Annotated in this window: 13 protein-coding genes; 8 read left to right on the forward strand and 5 right to left on the reverse strand. The window is 67.3% G+C overall.

What is annotated here, in order from left to right:
- Positions 1–395, reverse strand: a 395-nt coding sequence (locus tag J5M67_RS17280; RefSeq protein WP_207886563.1) for an SDR family NAD(P)-dependent oxidoreductase, incomplete at its 3' end; no start/stop codon positions are given.
- A 14-nt stretch (positions 396–409) separates the two neighbouring features.
- Complete coding sequence (locus tag J5M67_RS17285; protein ID WP_207886564.1) at positions 410–1,165, reverse strand: SDR family NAD(P)-dependent oxidoreductase; 756 nt, start codon at positions 1,163–1,165, stop codon at positions 410–412.
- 239 nt (positions 1,166–1,404) lie between these two features.
- Between J5M67_RS17285 and J5M67_RS17290 the strand changes: the two genes are divergently transcribed.
- The 3 genes from J5M67_RS17290 to J5M67_RS17300 all read left to right on the forward strand — a co-directional run bounded on the left by J5M67_RS17290 (position 1,405) and on the right by J5M67_RS17300 (position 4,574).
- Positions 1,405–1,884, forward strand: coding sequence for a nuclear transport factor 2 family protein (locus J5M67_RS17290; RefSeq protein ID WP_207886565.1), 480 nt, complete (start codon positions 1,405–1,407; stop codon positions 1,882–1,884).
- 163 nt (positions 1,885–2,047) lie between these two features.
- Positions 2,048–2,794 carry an SDR family NAD(P)-dependent oxidoreductase gene (locus J5M67_RS17295; RefSeq protein ID WP_207886566.1) on the forward strand — a complete coding sequence of 249 codons (747 nt, stop codon included), beginning with the start codon at positions 2,048–2,050 and terminating at the stop codon, positions 2,792–2,794.
- 208 nt (positions 2,795–3,002) lie between these two features.
- Positions 3,003–4,574, forward strand: a complete 1,572-nt coding sequence (locus tag J5M67_RS17300; RefSeq protein ID WP_207886567.1) for a FadD3 family acyl-CoA ligase — start codon at positions 3,003–3,005, stop codon at positions 4,572–4,574.
- 1,264 nt (positions 4,575–5,838) lie between these two features.
- Here J5M67_RS17300 and cysN read toward each other — a convergent pair.
- The 3 genes from cysN to J5M67_RS17315 form a co-directional block, all read right to left on the reverse strand.
- Complete coding sequence (cysN, locus tag J5M67_RS17305) at positions 5,839–7,731, reverse strand: sulfate adenylyltransferase subunit CysN (RefSeq protein ID WP_207886568.1); 1,893 nt, start codon at positions 7,729–7,731, stop codon at positions 5,839–5,841.
- A complete protein-coding gene (gene cysD / locus J5M67_RS17310) occupies positions 7,731–8,627 on the reverse strand; it encodes a sulfate adenylyltransferase subunit CysD (RefSeq protein WP_207886569.1) in 897 nt (298 codons plus the stop codon). The genes cysN and cysD overlap by 1 nt, the downstream gene beginning before the upstream one ends.
- Positions 8,628–8,739: 112 nt before the next feature.
- Positions 8,740–9,210 (reverse strand): SRPBCC domain-containing protein, encoded by a 471-nt coding sequence (locus J5M67_RS17315; RefSeq protein WP_207886570.1) that lies wholly within the window; start codon positions 9,208–9,210, stop codon positions 8,740–8,742.
- 152 nt (positions 9,211–9,362) lie between these two features.
- Between J5M67_RS17315 and J5M67_RS17320 the strand changes: the two genes are divergently transcribed.
- From J5M67_RS17320 to J5M67_RS17340, 5 genes are read left to right on the forward strand one after another with little or no spacing between them, the layout of a single operon-like run.
- Positions 9,363–10,475 (forward strand): DUF1214 domain-containing protein, encoded by a 1,113-nt coding sequence (locus tag J5M67_RS17320; RefSeq protein ID WP_207886571.1) that lies wholly within the window; start codon positions 9,363–9,365, stop codon positions 10,473–10,475.
- Entirely contained in the window at positions 10,475–11,638 is a 1,164-nt protein-coding gene (locus tag J5M67_RS17325) for a sulfotransferase (RefSeq protein ID WP_207886572.1), read from the forward strand. The genes J5M67_RS17320 and J5M67_RS17325 overlap by 1 nt, the downstream gene beginning before the upstream one ends.
- 26 nt (positions 11,639–11,664) lie before the next feature.
- Positions 11,665–12,453, forward strand: a complete 789-nt coding sequence (locus J5M67_RS17330) for an SDR family oxidoreductase (protein WP_207886573.1) — start codon at positions 11,665–11,667, stop codon at positions 12,451–12,453.
- Positions 12,454–12,462: 9 nt separating this feature from the next.
- Positions 12,463–13,467, forward strand: a complete 1,005-nt coding sequence (locus J5M67_RS17335) for an acetyltransferase (RefSeq protein ID WP_207886574.1) — start codon at positions 12,463–12,465, stop codon at positions 13,465–13,467.
- Positions 13,464–14,219: a glucose 1-dehydrogenase gene (locus J5M67_RS17340; protein ID WP_207886575.1), complete on the forward strand. Its 756-nt coding sequence runs from the start codon at positions 13,464–13,466 to the stop codon at positions 14,217–14,219. The genes J5M67_RS17335 and J5M67_RS17340 overlap by 4 nt, the downstream gene beginning before the upstream one ends.
- The last annotated feature ends 157 nt before the right edge of the window (positions 14,220–14,376 follow it).

Below are 14,376 nucleotides of genomic sequence, written 5' to 3' on the forward strand. Positions count from 1 at the left end.
CCACGGCCTTGTTCGCGCATGATCGGCGCCACGCTGTGGATGCCGAGGAAGGTGCCGGTCAGGTTGATCGACAGCGCCCGCTCGAACTCCGCCTTGGACAGTTGCTCGATGGCGCCGAACACCAGCACGGCGGCGTTGTTCACCAGCACGTCGATTCGCCCGTGACGCTCCAGGGTGGCCTGTACCACGCGCTGCCAGTTTTCCTCGCAGCTCACGTCCAGGCGCTGGAAGCTGGCCGCTTCGCCCAGTTCGGCGGCCAGGGCCGCGCCTTCCTGTTCGAGGAGGTCGGCGATGACCACGCGGGCGCCTTCGGCGACGAACAGGCGCGCGGTTTCGGCGCCCATACCGCGGGCGCCTCCGGTGATGATGGCAATCTTGTTTTCCAGACGTTGCATGAAAAGCTCCTTGTTCAACCCCAGTAGGCTTGGCCGCCATCCAGCGGGATGGTGGCGCCGGTCAGGTAGCGGGCGTTGTCGCTGACCAGGAAGGCCACGGTGCGGCCGATGTCGGCTTCGCAGTCGCCGACGCGCCGCAGCGGAATGCTCTGGAAGAACGCCTCGGCCTCTGCCGGATGGGCGTCCACCCAGCCCCGCAGTCCCGGCGACAGCGCATGGGGAGCGATGACGTTGACGCGGATGCCGTCCACGCCCCATTCGCAGGCGGCCGCGCGGCTCAGGGAGCGGATGGCTTCCTTGGTCGCGGCGTAGTGACCGTAGCCGGAGGCATCCCAGCGCACGGCGGCGGAGGAGGCCAGGTTGACGATCGAGCCATTGCCCTTGAGATGGGGGTAGCAGGCGCGCATCAGGCGCAGCGTAGCCATCGGGCCCGAGTCGATGCCCTTCATGAATTCATCGTCGCTGACATCAAGGATGCGTCCCAGCGGCACGATCTGCGCGTTGTTGACCAGGATGTCGAGGCTGCCGAAAGCCTCCACCACCTCGGCCACGCTACGCTCGAGATCGCTTGCACTCATCACGTCGCACTCCACCGCGAGCGCTTCGCCACCGCGCTGGCGGATTTCTTCCACGGTCTGTTCCAGCGTGGCGCGGGTACGGCCCGCCACGGCGACCCTGGCACCCTCGGCGGCGAGGGCGAAGGCGATGCCCTGGCCGACGCCCTGACCACCACCGGTGACCAGCGCCACCTTGCCTTGCAGCATGTTCATGCGTGATTTCTCCTTATTCTTGTTGTAAGGAGGCGGCGTTGCCCGTGATCACCCGCGCTTCGCGGATGGAGCGGCAGCGAGCCTCCTGGCAGGACCTGCGATGAGGCAGGGAAGGGCAGACTTGCATCCTTCGGGGTGGTGGAAATCGGCCGATCGGACTAGGGCTAGTCCCCTTGGACGATGAACGGCGGTAGGTGCGCTGACAGGCTCGTGCTCCCCCCACCGCCGGAGCCAAACAAATGGTCGAGTCCGTCGAAGTCCTTCTTGAGATCGAGCAGATCCGCCAGCTGAAGTACCGTTACTTCCGTGCCATCGACACCCATGACTGGGCGCTGTTCGCCACCTGCCTCGCCGAGGACGTCACCACCCAGCTGGACAGCGGCGCTTACGCGTTCGTCGGCCGCGACGCTTTCATCGCCGGGCTGAAAGGGATGATGGATCGTCCGACCCTGTTGTCGAAGCACCAGGGCCACCATCCCGAGATCGAGCTGCTCGCGCCTGATCGCGCCCGTGGCGTGTGGTACCTGGAAGACCAGGTGATCGATCTGGATAACGACTGGATCGTGCAGGGCACGGCGTTCTACCAGGACGAATACGTCAAGCGCGATGGCGCCTGGCTGATCCTGTCGACCGGCTACCGCCGCGTGCTCGACAACGTCACGACGCCCATCCCGGCGGATTTTCGCGTGGTCAAGAGCTGGTTCGGCGTAGCGGGTTGAGGTGGGCGCGGGCCTCGGTCCGAGGCGCCGCCAGGCGCCGGTGGGCTCGAACGCTTTCCGGGCTTGCCGTCTGGCTAGTCTCAATGGACGATCACCATCTCCCGGCGGCTGATTAGACTTCCGCCGCAGGACACCCTCAGAACAACAAGACCAGAGGTATGCAATGAATCGACTGCAAGGCAAGGTCGCGGTGATCACGGGCGCGGCATCGGGCATCGGCCTGGCGTGTGCGCGCTGCTTCGCGGAAGAAGGCGCACAAGTGGTGGGCCTGGACGTGGGCACCGCCCCCGCCGATTTCCCCGGCCTGTTCATGGCCCTGGACGTGAGCAACGAGAGCAACGTCGAGCAGGTGATGGGCGAAGTCGTTTCGCGCCATGGCCGCCTCGACGTGCTGGTCAACGCCGCCGGCGTCGCCAGCCGTGGCAGCGTCACCGATTCGTCCACCCGCGAGTGGCAGCGCGTGCTCGACATCAACCTCACCGGCAGCATGCTCACCAGCAAGCACGCCGTGGGCCAGATGGTCGCCCAGCGCAGCGGCTCGATCATCAACATCGGCTCGATCTTCGGCCTGCAGGGCTGCGACGGTAACGTCGCCTACAACGTCGCCAAAGGTGGCATCAACCAGCTGACCCGCTCCATGGCCATCGACTACGGCCATGCCAACGTGCGCGTCAACGGCCTCTGCCCGGGCCTGATCGAAACCCCCATGACCCAGATGGTGCGCGAACAGGCCGCCTTCCACGCCTTCTTCGCCTCGCAGCACATGCTCAGCCGCGCCGGCCAGCCGGAAGAGGTGGCCAAGGCCGCGCTGTTCCTCGCCTCGGACGATGCGTCCTTCGTCAGCGGGCAGATGATCGCCGTCGACGGTGGCTTCTCCGCCGGCCGGCGTTTCGCTCCGCCGCAAGACTGAGAGCGCCTGCCTACGATCTGCTGCGCGTCGGCAGAACTGCGTTAAAAACAGACTCGGAATGCTCATTTACAGCTCGTAAACTCCGCTTCCTCGTCTGTTTTTGCCTTGTTCTGCTCTAGCTCGCGAGATCGTAAACAGGCGCCCAAGCGGCAACGGGCCGGCGCTGCGCCGGCCCTTCTTCGGTTTTCGTTCGTGAGTTTTTCCTGCCATGACCAGCCCGCAATCCGCCCTGACCATTCCCCAGCTGCTGAGCGCCACGGCGATCGCCTATGGCGAGCAAGCGGCCATCGAGGACGGCGACGTCCGCCTGAATTACCGCGAACTCGACCAGTGGCGCCGGCGTGCCGCCCGCGCGTTGCTGGCACTGGGCATCGGCCATGGCGAGCGGGTCGCGGTGTGGGCGCCGAACCACTGGGAATGGATAGTCGCGGCCACCGCGCTGCACAGCGTGGGCGCCGTGCTGGTGCCGCTGAATACCCGCATGAAGGGCGCCGAGGCCGGCCTGGTGCTGCGTGAGAGCGGCGCCAGCCTGCTGTTCGTCATCGGCGACTTCCTCGGCAACGATTACCCGGCGCTGCTGGCCGGCGAGGACCTGCCGGCGCTGCGCCAGCGGGTGATCCTGCGCGGCGAGCGTGCTGGCGCGCTGGGCTGGGACGAGTTCCTGGCCCTGGCCGATGGCGTGCCCGAGACGCAGCTGGACGAGCGCCAGGCGGCGGTCGGCAGCGACGACCTGTGCGACCTGCTGTTCACCTCCGGCACCACCGGCAAGCCCAAGGGCGTGATGACCGCCCACGGGCAGAACCTGCGCCTGGTGCGCGACTGGAGCGAAATGGTCGGCCTGCGCCAGGGCGACCGCTACCTGATCGTCAATCCCTTCTTCCACAGCTTCGGCTACAAAGCCGGCTGGCTGGCGGCGCTGATGCGCGGCTGCTGCATCCTGCCGCAGGCGGTGTTCGACGTGAACGTGCTGCTCGAACGGGTGGCCGCCGAGCGCGTAACCGTGCTGCCCGGCCCGCCGACGCTGTACCAGTCGCTGCTGGCGCATCCCGATCGCGGCGCCTATGACCTGGGCTCGCTGCGCGTGGCCGTCACCGGCGCCGCCTCGGTGCCGGTGGAAATGGTCCGGCGCATGCGCAGCGAACTGGGCTTCGAGACCATCGTCACCGCCTACGGCCTGACCGAGACCTGCGGCTTCGTCACCATCTGCCGTCCCGGCGACGATGCCGAAACCATCGCCACCACCAGCGGTCGCGCCTTCCCCGAAGTGGAGGTGCGCTGCGTGGACGCCGAGGGTCGCAGCGTCCCGGCCGGCGAGCCGGGGGAAGTGGTGGTGCGTGGCTACAACCTGATGCAGGGCTACTTCGGCAACCCCGAGGCGACCGCCGAAGCCATCGACGCCGAAGGCTGGCTGCACACCGGTGACGTCGGCGTGCTGGATGAGCGCGGCTACCTGCGCATCACCGACCGTCTCAAGGACATGTTCATCAACGGCGGCTTCAACGTGTACCCGGCGGAGATCGAGCAGGCCATCCTCTGCTACCCGGGCGTGGCCCAGGCAGCGGTGATCGGCATCCCCGACGAGCGCCTGGGGGAGGTGGCCATGGCCTTCCTGCTGCCGGCGGCCGGGCAGTCCATCGACCTCGACGCGTTCCTCGCCTGGTGCCGCGAACGCATGGCCAACTACAAGGCCCCGCGCCGCGCCATGCTGCTCGACGCGCTGCCGCTGAACGCCGCCGGCAAGGTCACCAAGGCCGCCCTGCGGGAGCTGGCGGCGAGCTGATACAACCGAATCCTTTGGCTGGTCATGCCCCGTGGGGAAATCTACCTGCGGGGCTTTTTTTTGCCTGGTGGTTGGTGGATGCAATCGGGGATTGGAAAGCCCCTCGTAGGAGCGGACTTCGTCCGCGATGCTTTTTCTTTTCGTAGGGCGAATAACGCCTAAGGCGTTATTCGCCGATTTGGCTTTGGGTGTTTCTGCGCCGCTTCGGTGTGTGCTGATAGATTTTGTTTCGCCCCCTCGGGCGAGTCCCTTTTGGCAAACGCCCCAAAAGGAACCAAAAGGTCTTGCCCCACCATCCGGGTCCCGCTTCGCGGGACTCCCCTCGCTCCATCGGAGTTTCAGGGGCGCGCGTCGACGGGCCATCCATGGCCCAACGACGCTCTCGCGGCATCCATGCCGCTCAACCCCTGAAACTCCGATTCCACTCGGCCTCCTGAAGGGGCGATCGGAGTGCGCGGATATTTCTCTGGAAGTCTTTAAAGCCAGAGCGGAGCTGCGCTCTTCCGTAGGAGCGGACCTTGTCCGCGAAATCCCTCGCGGCGGAATCTGTGCGGACAGGAAAGCGCCGGTGTTTGTCGCGACCCTGTAGGAGCGAGCTTGCTCGCGAACCGCCCAATACCGATGTGACCGGATAACTCTGTTCGCGAGCAAGCTCGCTCCTACGAAGAGCAGTCCGGCGCGAACGCTATCCGCCGTGATGGGTATCGCTTCGCTCCACACCATCCTACGAAGAGCAGTCCAGCATGAAGCCGCCAAAGTTGCAGGCGTGCGCAGAGTCCCGTCGGTTGCGTGGGGCGTATAACGCTCCGCGTTATACGCCGACTGGCCTTGGTGGCCGGTTTGCTCGGGTTTCGGAATGGATCCGGGATGGGCCACGGCGTTGGCGATGGGGCGGGTGAAACGGCGTATAACCGCGAACGGTTATACGCCCAACGTTCGGTATGCGGAGCTTCTCCGCGAAATCCAGGCGAAGCCGGGACAGTCGTTGTGGCCGGCCTTGCGGCCGGATCGCGGACGAAGTCCGCTCCTACAAGATCAAAAGCCCCTCACCCTAACCCTCTCCCGCAAGCGGGAGAGGGGACCGTTCGGTGCAGGATGAAACCGAAGTGTCAGTTGGCACGGACGGCTCCCTCTCCCTGAGGGAGAGGGCTGGGGTGAGGGGGAAGCGCTGGCAGGGAATAACCCGGTATGAAGACAGTTGCTCCTACGAAAAACCAAGGCCCGCCCCGGTGAGGGGGCGGGCCTTGGTGCCTTACCGCTCGTATCAACCCATCAGCAGGATCTCCACGATCCGCTCCGCAGCCGCCTCCGCCGATTCATGGCGGGTATCGATGCGAATCTCCGGACTCAGCGGCGCCTCGTACGGCGAGTCGATGCCGGTGAAGTTCTTTAGCTCGCCGCGCCGGGCCTTCTGGTACAGGCCTTTGGGGTCGCGCTCCTCGGCCAGGCTCAGCGGCGTGTCGACGAAGATCTCCAGGAAGTTGCCTTCGCCAGCCAGGTTGCGCGCCATGTCGCGTTCGGCGCGGAACGGCGAGATGAAGGAGACCAGGGTGATCAACCCGGCATCGAGCATCAGCTTCGCCACCTCGGCTACGCGGCGGATGTTTTCCACGCGATCGGCCTCGGTGAAGCCCAGGTCGCGGTTCAGGCCGTGGCGGACGTTGTCGCCGTCGAGCAGGTAGGTGTGCCGGCCGAGGGCGTGCAGCTTGCGTTCCACCAGGTTGGCGATGGTCGACTTGCCGGCGCCGGACAGCCCGGTGAACCACAGCACCCGTGGCGTCTGGCCCTTGAGCGCGGCGTGGGCCTCGCGGTTCACGTCGATGGCCTGCCAGTGCACGTTCTGCGCGCGGCGCAGGGCGAAGTGCAGCATGCCGGCGCCAACGGTGCGGTTGCTCAGCCGGTCGATGACGATGAAGCCGCCGGTGTCGCGGTTGTCGGCGTAGGCATCGAAGGCGATCGGGCGGTCCAGGTTGAGGTTGCACACGCCGATCTCGTTCAGCTCCAGGGTGCGCGCGGCCAGGTGCTCGAGAGTGTTCACGTCGACCCGGTGCTTGAGGCTGGTGCAGCTCATGCCGACGGTGCGGGTGCCGATCTTCATCAGGTAGGGGCGGCCGGGGAGCAGGGCGTCCTGGTCCATCCATACCAGGGTAGCTTCGAACTGGTCGGCCACTTCCGCCGGGGCGTCGGCCAGGGTGAGCAGGTCGCCGCGGCTGATGTCGATCTCGCCTTCCAGGGTCAGGGTCACCGCCTGGCCGCAGACCGCTTCGTCCTGCTGGCCGGCGGTACCGAGGATGCCGCTGACCGTGCTCTGCTGGCCGGAAGGCAGCACGCGAATGCGCTCGCCGACGCGGATGCTGCCGGCGGCGATGTTGCCGCTGAAGCCCCGGAAGTCCAGGTTCGGCCGGTTCACCCATTGCACCGGCAGGCGGAACGCCGCCTGGCTCTGCCGCGATTCTTCCAGCGGCACGCTCTCCAGGTACTGCAGCAGACTCGGTCCCTGGTACCAGGGGGTGTTCGGGCTGGGTTCGAGCATGTTGTCGCCGCGCAGCGCCGAGAGCGGGATGCACTGGATGTCGTCGAGGCCGATCTGCGCGGCGAAGGCGCGGTAGTCACGTTCGATGCGCTCGAAGACGTCCTGCGAGTAGTCCATCAGGTCGAGCTTGTTGATCGCCAGCACCACCTTGCGGATGCCCAGCAGGGACACCAGGTAGCTGTGCCGGCGGGTCTGCACCAGCAGGCCCTGGCGGGCGTCCACCAGGATCACCGCGAGGTCGGCGGTGGAGGCGCCGGTCACCATGTTGCGGGTGTACTGCTCGTGGCCGGGGGTGTCGGCGACGATGAACTTGCGCTTGTCGGTGGCGAAGAAGCGGTAGGCCACGTCGATGGTGATGCCCTGTTCGCGCTCGGCGGCCAGGCCGTCCACCAGCAGGGCGAAATCCAGCTCCTCGCCCTGGGTACCGAGCTTCTTCGAGTCGGCCTCCAGCTGGCCGAGCTGGTCTTCGAACAGCACCTTGGATTCGTAGAGCAGGCGGCCGATCAGGGTGCTCTTGCCGTCGTCGACGCTGCCGCAGGTGATGAAGCGCAGCAGTTGCTTGTGCTGTTGCTGGGCCAGGTAGGCGGTGAGGTCGTCGCGTGCCGATTGGGTGATGGCGTTCATCAGAAGTACCCCTCTTGTTTCTTCTTCTCCATGGAGCCGGCCGAGTCGCTGTCGATCAGGCGGCCCTGGCGTTCGGAGGTGCGGCTGACGAGCATCTCCTGGATGATCGCCGGCAGGTCGTCGGCGTCGCTGTCGATGGCGCCGGTGAGCGGGTAGCAGCCCAGGGTGCGGAAGCGCACCTTGCGCAGCTCCGGGGCTTCCCCGTCGCGCAGCGGCAGGCGTTCGTCGTCGACCATGATCAGGGTGCCGTCGCGGCGCACCACCGGGCGCTCCTTGGCGAAATACAGCGGCACGATGGGGATCTGCTCCAGGAAAATGTATTGCCAGATGTCCAGCTCGGTCCAGTTCGACAGCGGGAATACCCGCAGGCTTTCACCCTTGCGCTTGCGGGTGTTGTACAGGCTCCAGAGTTCCGGACGCTGCTGCTTGGGGTCCCAGCGGTGCTGCTCGGAACGGATCGAGAACACCCGCTCCTTGGCCCGCGATTTCTCCTCGTCGCGGCGCGCGCCGCCGAAGGCCGCGTCGAACCCATGGTGGTCCAGCGCTTGCTTCAGGCCCTGGGTCTTCCAGATGTCGGTGTGCAGCGCCGAACCGTGCTCGAAGGGGTTGATGCCGCGCTCCACACCCTCGGGGTTGATGTGCACCAGCAGCTCCAGGCCCAGGCGTTTGGCGGTCTGATCGCGGAAGTCGATCATCTCGCGGAATTTCCAGGTGGTGTCCACGTGCAGCAGGGGGAAGGGCGGCTTGCCCGGGGCGAAGGCCTTCATCGCCAGGTGCAGCATCACCGCGCTGTCCTTGCCGATGGAGTAAAGCATCACCGGGTTCTCACACTCGGCGACCACTTCGCGGATGATCTGGATGCTTTCCGCTTCCAGCCGTTGCAGATGACTCAACATCACTTACCTCCTCGTGTCTTGCCGTCCTCGGGGCCGGCGTGGCACCACGGTAGGTAATGCACCGTCGCGGGTTCTTCGTCCGAGCGGACGAAAAAAACCGCGACGGCCAGAATCAGGCGGGTATCGCGACCAATGCCTCGGCACGCGCCTTGAGCGCCAGGGCAACGGCGTCGAAGCCCTGCTTGACCCACGGGCCGTGGTTGGCCATCACCTGATCGGCGGTGGGGCCGAGGAACTGGTCGGTGGTGTGGTAGCGGCAGCTGTCCGGGCCGTTGGCTTCGATGATCTGCTCGCGGCGCGCGGCGTCCGGGTTGTCGGCGCTGGCGATCATTTCCCAGGCGAGCAGGCGGTGCGGCTCGAAGTCCGCCAGATGCTCGACCACATGGATCAGTTCGCCGGGCTGCGCCGGATTGGGCAGGAACAGGTTGACCGGCTCGCCCAGGCGCAGGCTCGATTCCACCTTGACGGTGTAGGGGTTCCATTGCGGATAGTTCGGCAGGTCAATCAGGATCGACCAGACCAGCTCGGCGGGCGCTGCGATCTCCACGCTCAGGGAGCGCACCAGATTTTTCTCTGTGCTCATGGGAGTCTTCCTCCAGACGTGCGCATCGCACCGCGCGACGCGTCAGGGTCGATACTCGGCGCAAGCGTCTTCGCGCTCCTCGTCCGCTCGGACGAAGAATCCGAATGTCGCTCCTCCCTAAGGTCTTTACAGGCCCACTGGAGGAGACCGAAATGCCCACCAACAGGATCGAACACGAAGTCATCAGCGGCGAAAGCTGGAACCTTTTCTGCGAACAACTGCGCCGCAGCGGCGAACAGATACTCCGCGCCGAGGCTCCCGCCGACGGGCAGACCCGCGCCGAAGGCTTCCGCTACCTGACCCGCCTGCTGCGCATCGCCCTGGAAATGCACCTGGAGTTCGCCGACCCGGACTTCCCCGGCTTCATCACGCCCTCCCACGAGACGGCGAAGATCGGCGCCGACAACCCGGACAACCTGTACCGCTACGCCCGTCTCAACGGCGAGCACCAGTACCGCGTCAGCGGCAGCCGGGGCAGCGTGTCCTACCTGAGCTTCGGCACCCAGAAGGGTGGCTACGAGACCGACGGCAAGATGATCCAGACTGGTTTCATCGACGCCAGCCAGCTGGAGATCGACGCCGACGGCAACTTCGAGATCATCCTCAGCCAGCACCGCCCGGCCCTTGGCAACTGGCTGCCGATGGAGGCCGCGAGCAACGCCCTGGTGGTGCGTCAGACCTTCCTTGACCGCTCCGCCGAGCAACCGGCGCAACTGCGCATCGAGCGGCTGGACGGCGCCCAGGCGCCGGAGCCCCTGACCCCGCAGCGCCTGCAGCAGGGACTGACCCGCGCCGCCTCCTTCGTCGAAGGCACCGCGCGGCTGTTCGCCGACTGGGCCCAGGGCTACCAGGCCCATGCCAACGAACTGCCGCTGGCGGACCAGGCGCTGTGCCAGTCGGTCGGCGGCGACCCGAACATCATCTACTACCACTCCTACTGGGCGCTGGCCGACGACGAGGCCCTGGTGATCGAGGTGGACCGGGTGCCGCAGTGCGACTTCTGGAACCTGCAGATCAACAACTACTGGATGGAGTCGCTGGACTACCGCTACCACCGCATCTGCCTGAACAAGCATTCGGCGCAGCTGGACGGGAAGGGCGGCGTGCGCATGGTCCTCAGCGCCCGCGATCCGGGCTTGCCCAACTGGCTGGAAACCGCCGGCCATCCCATCGGCACCCTCTGTCTGCGCTGGGTTGGCGCGAAGCAGCCGGTGCAGCCCACCACCCGCGTGCTCAAGCTCGCCGAACTCAAGGACCTGCCGTGATGGACGATTTTTCCGCTAACACCCTGCTGGCCGAAGCCAGCGCCCGCAACGGTGGTCTCGATGACTTCGGCGAGGGCGACTTCCGCGAGGCGCTGGACGTGCTCGCCATCGCCCTGCGCGACGAGGCCAGACTCTCCGCCCAGGGCCGCGCGCTGCTGCGCGAGAAGCTGCTGGCGCAGTTGGGCAACCGCCTGGTGCTGGAGGATTACTGCAAGCGCCACCCGGAAATCCTCGGACAGCCCATCGACGATCCGCTGGTGATCGTCGGCCTGCCGCGCACCGGCACCACGCTGCTGCAGCGCACCCTGGCGGTGGACCCGCAGTTCAGCAAGGCGCAGTGGTGGGAAACCCGCTACCCGGCACCGCTGCCGGGCGAGGCGGTCGAGCAGCCGAGCCAGCGCATCGAAAGGGCGCGTATGGAAGTGGCGGGGATGATCGAGTTCCTGCCGCAGCTGCTGGCCATCCACCCGCTGGACGCCGAACAGCCGGACGAGGAATTCATGCTCATGGAGCATTCCTTCCTCTGCGCCATGGACTCCTACGTCAACGTGCCGAGCTACACCGCCTGGCTCGACCGCCAGGACCAGGCCCAGGTCTACCGCTACCTGAAGAAGACCCTGCAGTTCCTGCAGTGGCAGCAGGTGCGCCGGGGCATCGCGCCGGGGCGCCGCTGGCTGCTGAAGAGCCCGCAGCACCTGCACACCGTCGAACTGCTGTTCGAGGTGTTCCCCCGTGCCCAGGTGGTGCTGACCCACCGCGACCCGGGCAAGACCATCCCGTCCCTGGCCAGCTTCGTCCATACCCTCTGGCAGCTCTACAGCGAGCAGGTGGATGCCCGCGCCGTCGGTGGCCAGTGGAACCAGCGCATGGCCCGCGCCCTGCGCCACACCATGCAGGTGCGTGACGACCTGCCGGCCGGCCGCTTCCTCGACGTGCGCTTCGAGGACACCGTGAGCGACCCGCTGGGCGTGGTCGAGCGCATCTATGCCTTCGCCGGCCTCGACCTGACCCCGGACAGCCGCGCCGCCATGCAGCGCTGGCTGGCCGACAACGGCCGCGAGAAGCGCGCCGCCCACCAGTACAGCGCCGAGCAGTTCGGCCTCGACGAGGCCACCCTCGCGCGCGACTACGCCGACTACCGCCGCCGGCACATCCAGGCCTGAGCCGCCCAACACAGGAGAGATTCCCCATGCTGCTGAAAGACAAGGTTGTGATGATTTCCGGCATAGGTCCGGGGCTGGGCATCAAGCTGGCCCTGGAAGCCGCCCGCGAAGGCGCGCGCGCCCTGGCCATCGGCGCGCGCAGCGAAGCGCGGCTGGTCGAGGCCGAGGAACGCATCCACGCCATCGCCCCCGGCTGCGAGGTGCTGCGCCTGCCCACCGACATCACCGATCCCGCCGCCTGCAACGACTTCGCCCAGGCCACGGTGGCGCGCTTCGGACGCATCGACGCGCTGATCAACAGCGCCTTCTCCCATGGCGGTTTCCAGGCCGTGGAAGAGGGCGACAACGACCCGCTGCGCGAGGCCCTGGAGGTCAACCTGCTGGGTTCGCTGAACATGAGCCGCGCGGTGCTGCCGGCGATGCAGGCGCAGCGCGCCGGCGCCATCGTCATGATCAATACCCTCGGCGTGCGCAAGCCCTACCAGGGCGGCGCCGCGTACTCGGCGTCCAAGGCCGCGCTGGCGGCGTCGGTGCGCTACCTGGCGAGCGAGCAGGCCGTGCACGGCCTGCGCGTCAACGCCGTGGCCTGCGGCTGGATGTGGGGCGAGCCGGTGCAGGCGGTGGTGCGCCAGACCGCCGCCGCCCGTGGCGTCAGCGAGGAGCAGGTGCGCGCCGAGTTCAGCGCCGGCATTCCCGGTGGGCGCATGCGCACGGACGAGGAATGTGCCCGTGCGGCGCTGTTCCTCGCCTCGGACTACGCCAGCGCGATCAACGGCGCGCAGCTCGACGCCAATGGCGGCGAGCTGATGGGCTGAGGAGCGGACATGAGCCTGATCGACCACTGCGCCTTCAACGGCGACGCCGACGGCCTCTGCGCCCTGCAACAGCTACGCCTGGCCGGCGAGCTGGAGGCGGACGTGAAGCTGGTCAGCGGGGTGAAGCGCGACATCGACCTGCTGCGCCGGGTGCAGGCCGGGGCCGGCGAGCGGGTCACGGTGCTGGACATCTCCCACGCGCAGAACCACGACGACACCCGGCGCCTGCTGGAAGCCGGTGCCGCCCTGCGCTACTTCGACCACCACCACGCTGGCGAGCTGCTGACGCATGCGGCCTTCGAGTCCTTCATCGATACCGCCGCCGACGTTTGCACCAGCATCCTGGTCGACCGTTACCTCGACGGCCGCTTCCACCGCTGGGCGGTGGCGGCGGCCTTCGGCGACGGTCTGGCCGGCCCGGCGCGCGCCCTGGCGCAACGGCATGGCCTGGCCGCCGACGACATGGCGGCGCTGGAGGAACTGGGCCTGCTGCTGAACTACAACGCCTACGGCGAGAGCCTGGCGGACCTGCACTTCGATCCCCTGGTGCTGGCCGCCGAGCTGCTGCCCTATGCGGACCCGCTGGAGTTCATCCGCGACAGCCCCAGCTTCACCACCCTGCGCGCGGCCCATGCCGCCGACATGGCGGCGGCCCAGGGCCAGAGCCCCTGGCGCCAGGGGCCGGGCGCGTTGCTCTACCGCCTGCCGGCGGAGGCCTGGGCGCGGCGGGTGAGCGGGGTGCTGGCCAACCGGCTGGCGAGCCGCGAGCCGCAGCGGGCCGTCGGCCTGCTCAGCGCCAAGGCCGAGGGCGGCTGGCTGTTCAGCCTGCGCGTACCGGCGGGCGCGGAATTGGCGGCGGACGCCTTCTGCCGTGGTTTCCCCACCGGTGGCGGGCGGGCCCGCTCGGCCGGCATCAATCATCTCGACGACACGCAACTGGACGAACTGGCCAGCCGTCTGCTGGCTGACTATCCGCAACTGGCCGGGCAGGCCGCTGAGGAGGCAAGTGCATGAAGCGACTGGATGGAAAGGTAGCCCTGATCACCGGCGCCGCGCGCGGGCAGGGCGCGGCGGAAGCGCGCCTGTTCGTCGAACAGGGCGGCCGGGTGGTGATCGCCGATCTGCTGGATGAGGAGGGCGCGCGCCTGGCCGACGAGCTGGGTGACGCCGCGCTCTACCAGCACCTGGACGTGACCTCGGCGGAGCAGTGGAACGCGGCGGTACGGGTGGCGGAAGCGCACTTCGGCCGGCTCGACGTGCTGGTCAACAACGCCGGCATCCTGCTGCTGGCGCCGCTGGAAGAGTGCTCGCTGGAGAGTTACCGCAAGGTCATCGAGGTCAACCAGGTGGGCTGCTGGCTGGGCATGAAGGCCGTTGTGCCGGCGCTCAAGCGCGCCGGAGGCGGCTCCATCGTCAACCTCTCCTCGACGGCGGGCATGGAAGGCGTGGCCGGCGGCAGCGCCTACGTCGCCAGCAAGTTCGCCGTGCGCGGCATGACCAAGTCCGCCGCGCTGGAGCTGGGGCGCTACGGCATCCGCGTCAACTCGGTGCATCCAGGCGGCATCGACACGCCCATGGCGCGTCCGCCGGAGATGGCCGATATCGACGCCTCGGCCTTCTACAGCGGCCTGCCGATTCCGCGCATCGGCCAGCCGGAGGAAGTGGCCCGGCTGGTGCTGTTCCTCGCCAGCGACGAGTCCAGCTACTGCACCGGCGCCGAGTTCGTGGTCGACGGCGGCATGCTGGCGGGCGCGACGTTCGGCTGAGGCTGTCTCCTGTGTCGTGGTCGGGCTGGGTGATGGTTTCCGGCTCGACCCCGAGCGGGGCATTGCCCAGGTCAATCGGCGTATAACGCGGAGCGTTATACGCCCTACACAATGCTCAACCTCGGCGTAGGGCGTACAACCGTCCGCGGTTGTACGC

Source organism: Pseudomonas sp. 30_B, assembly GCF_017491605.1.
Lineage (GTDB): Bacteria > Pseudomonadota > Gammaproteobacteria > Pseudomonadales > Pseudomonadaceae > Pseudomonas.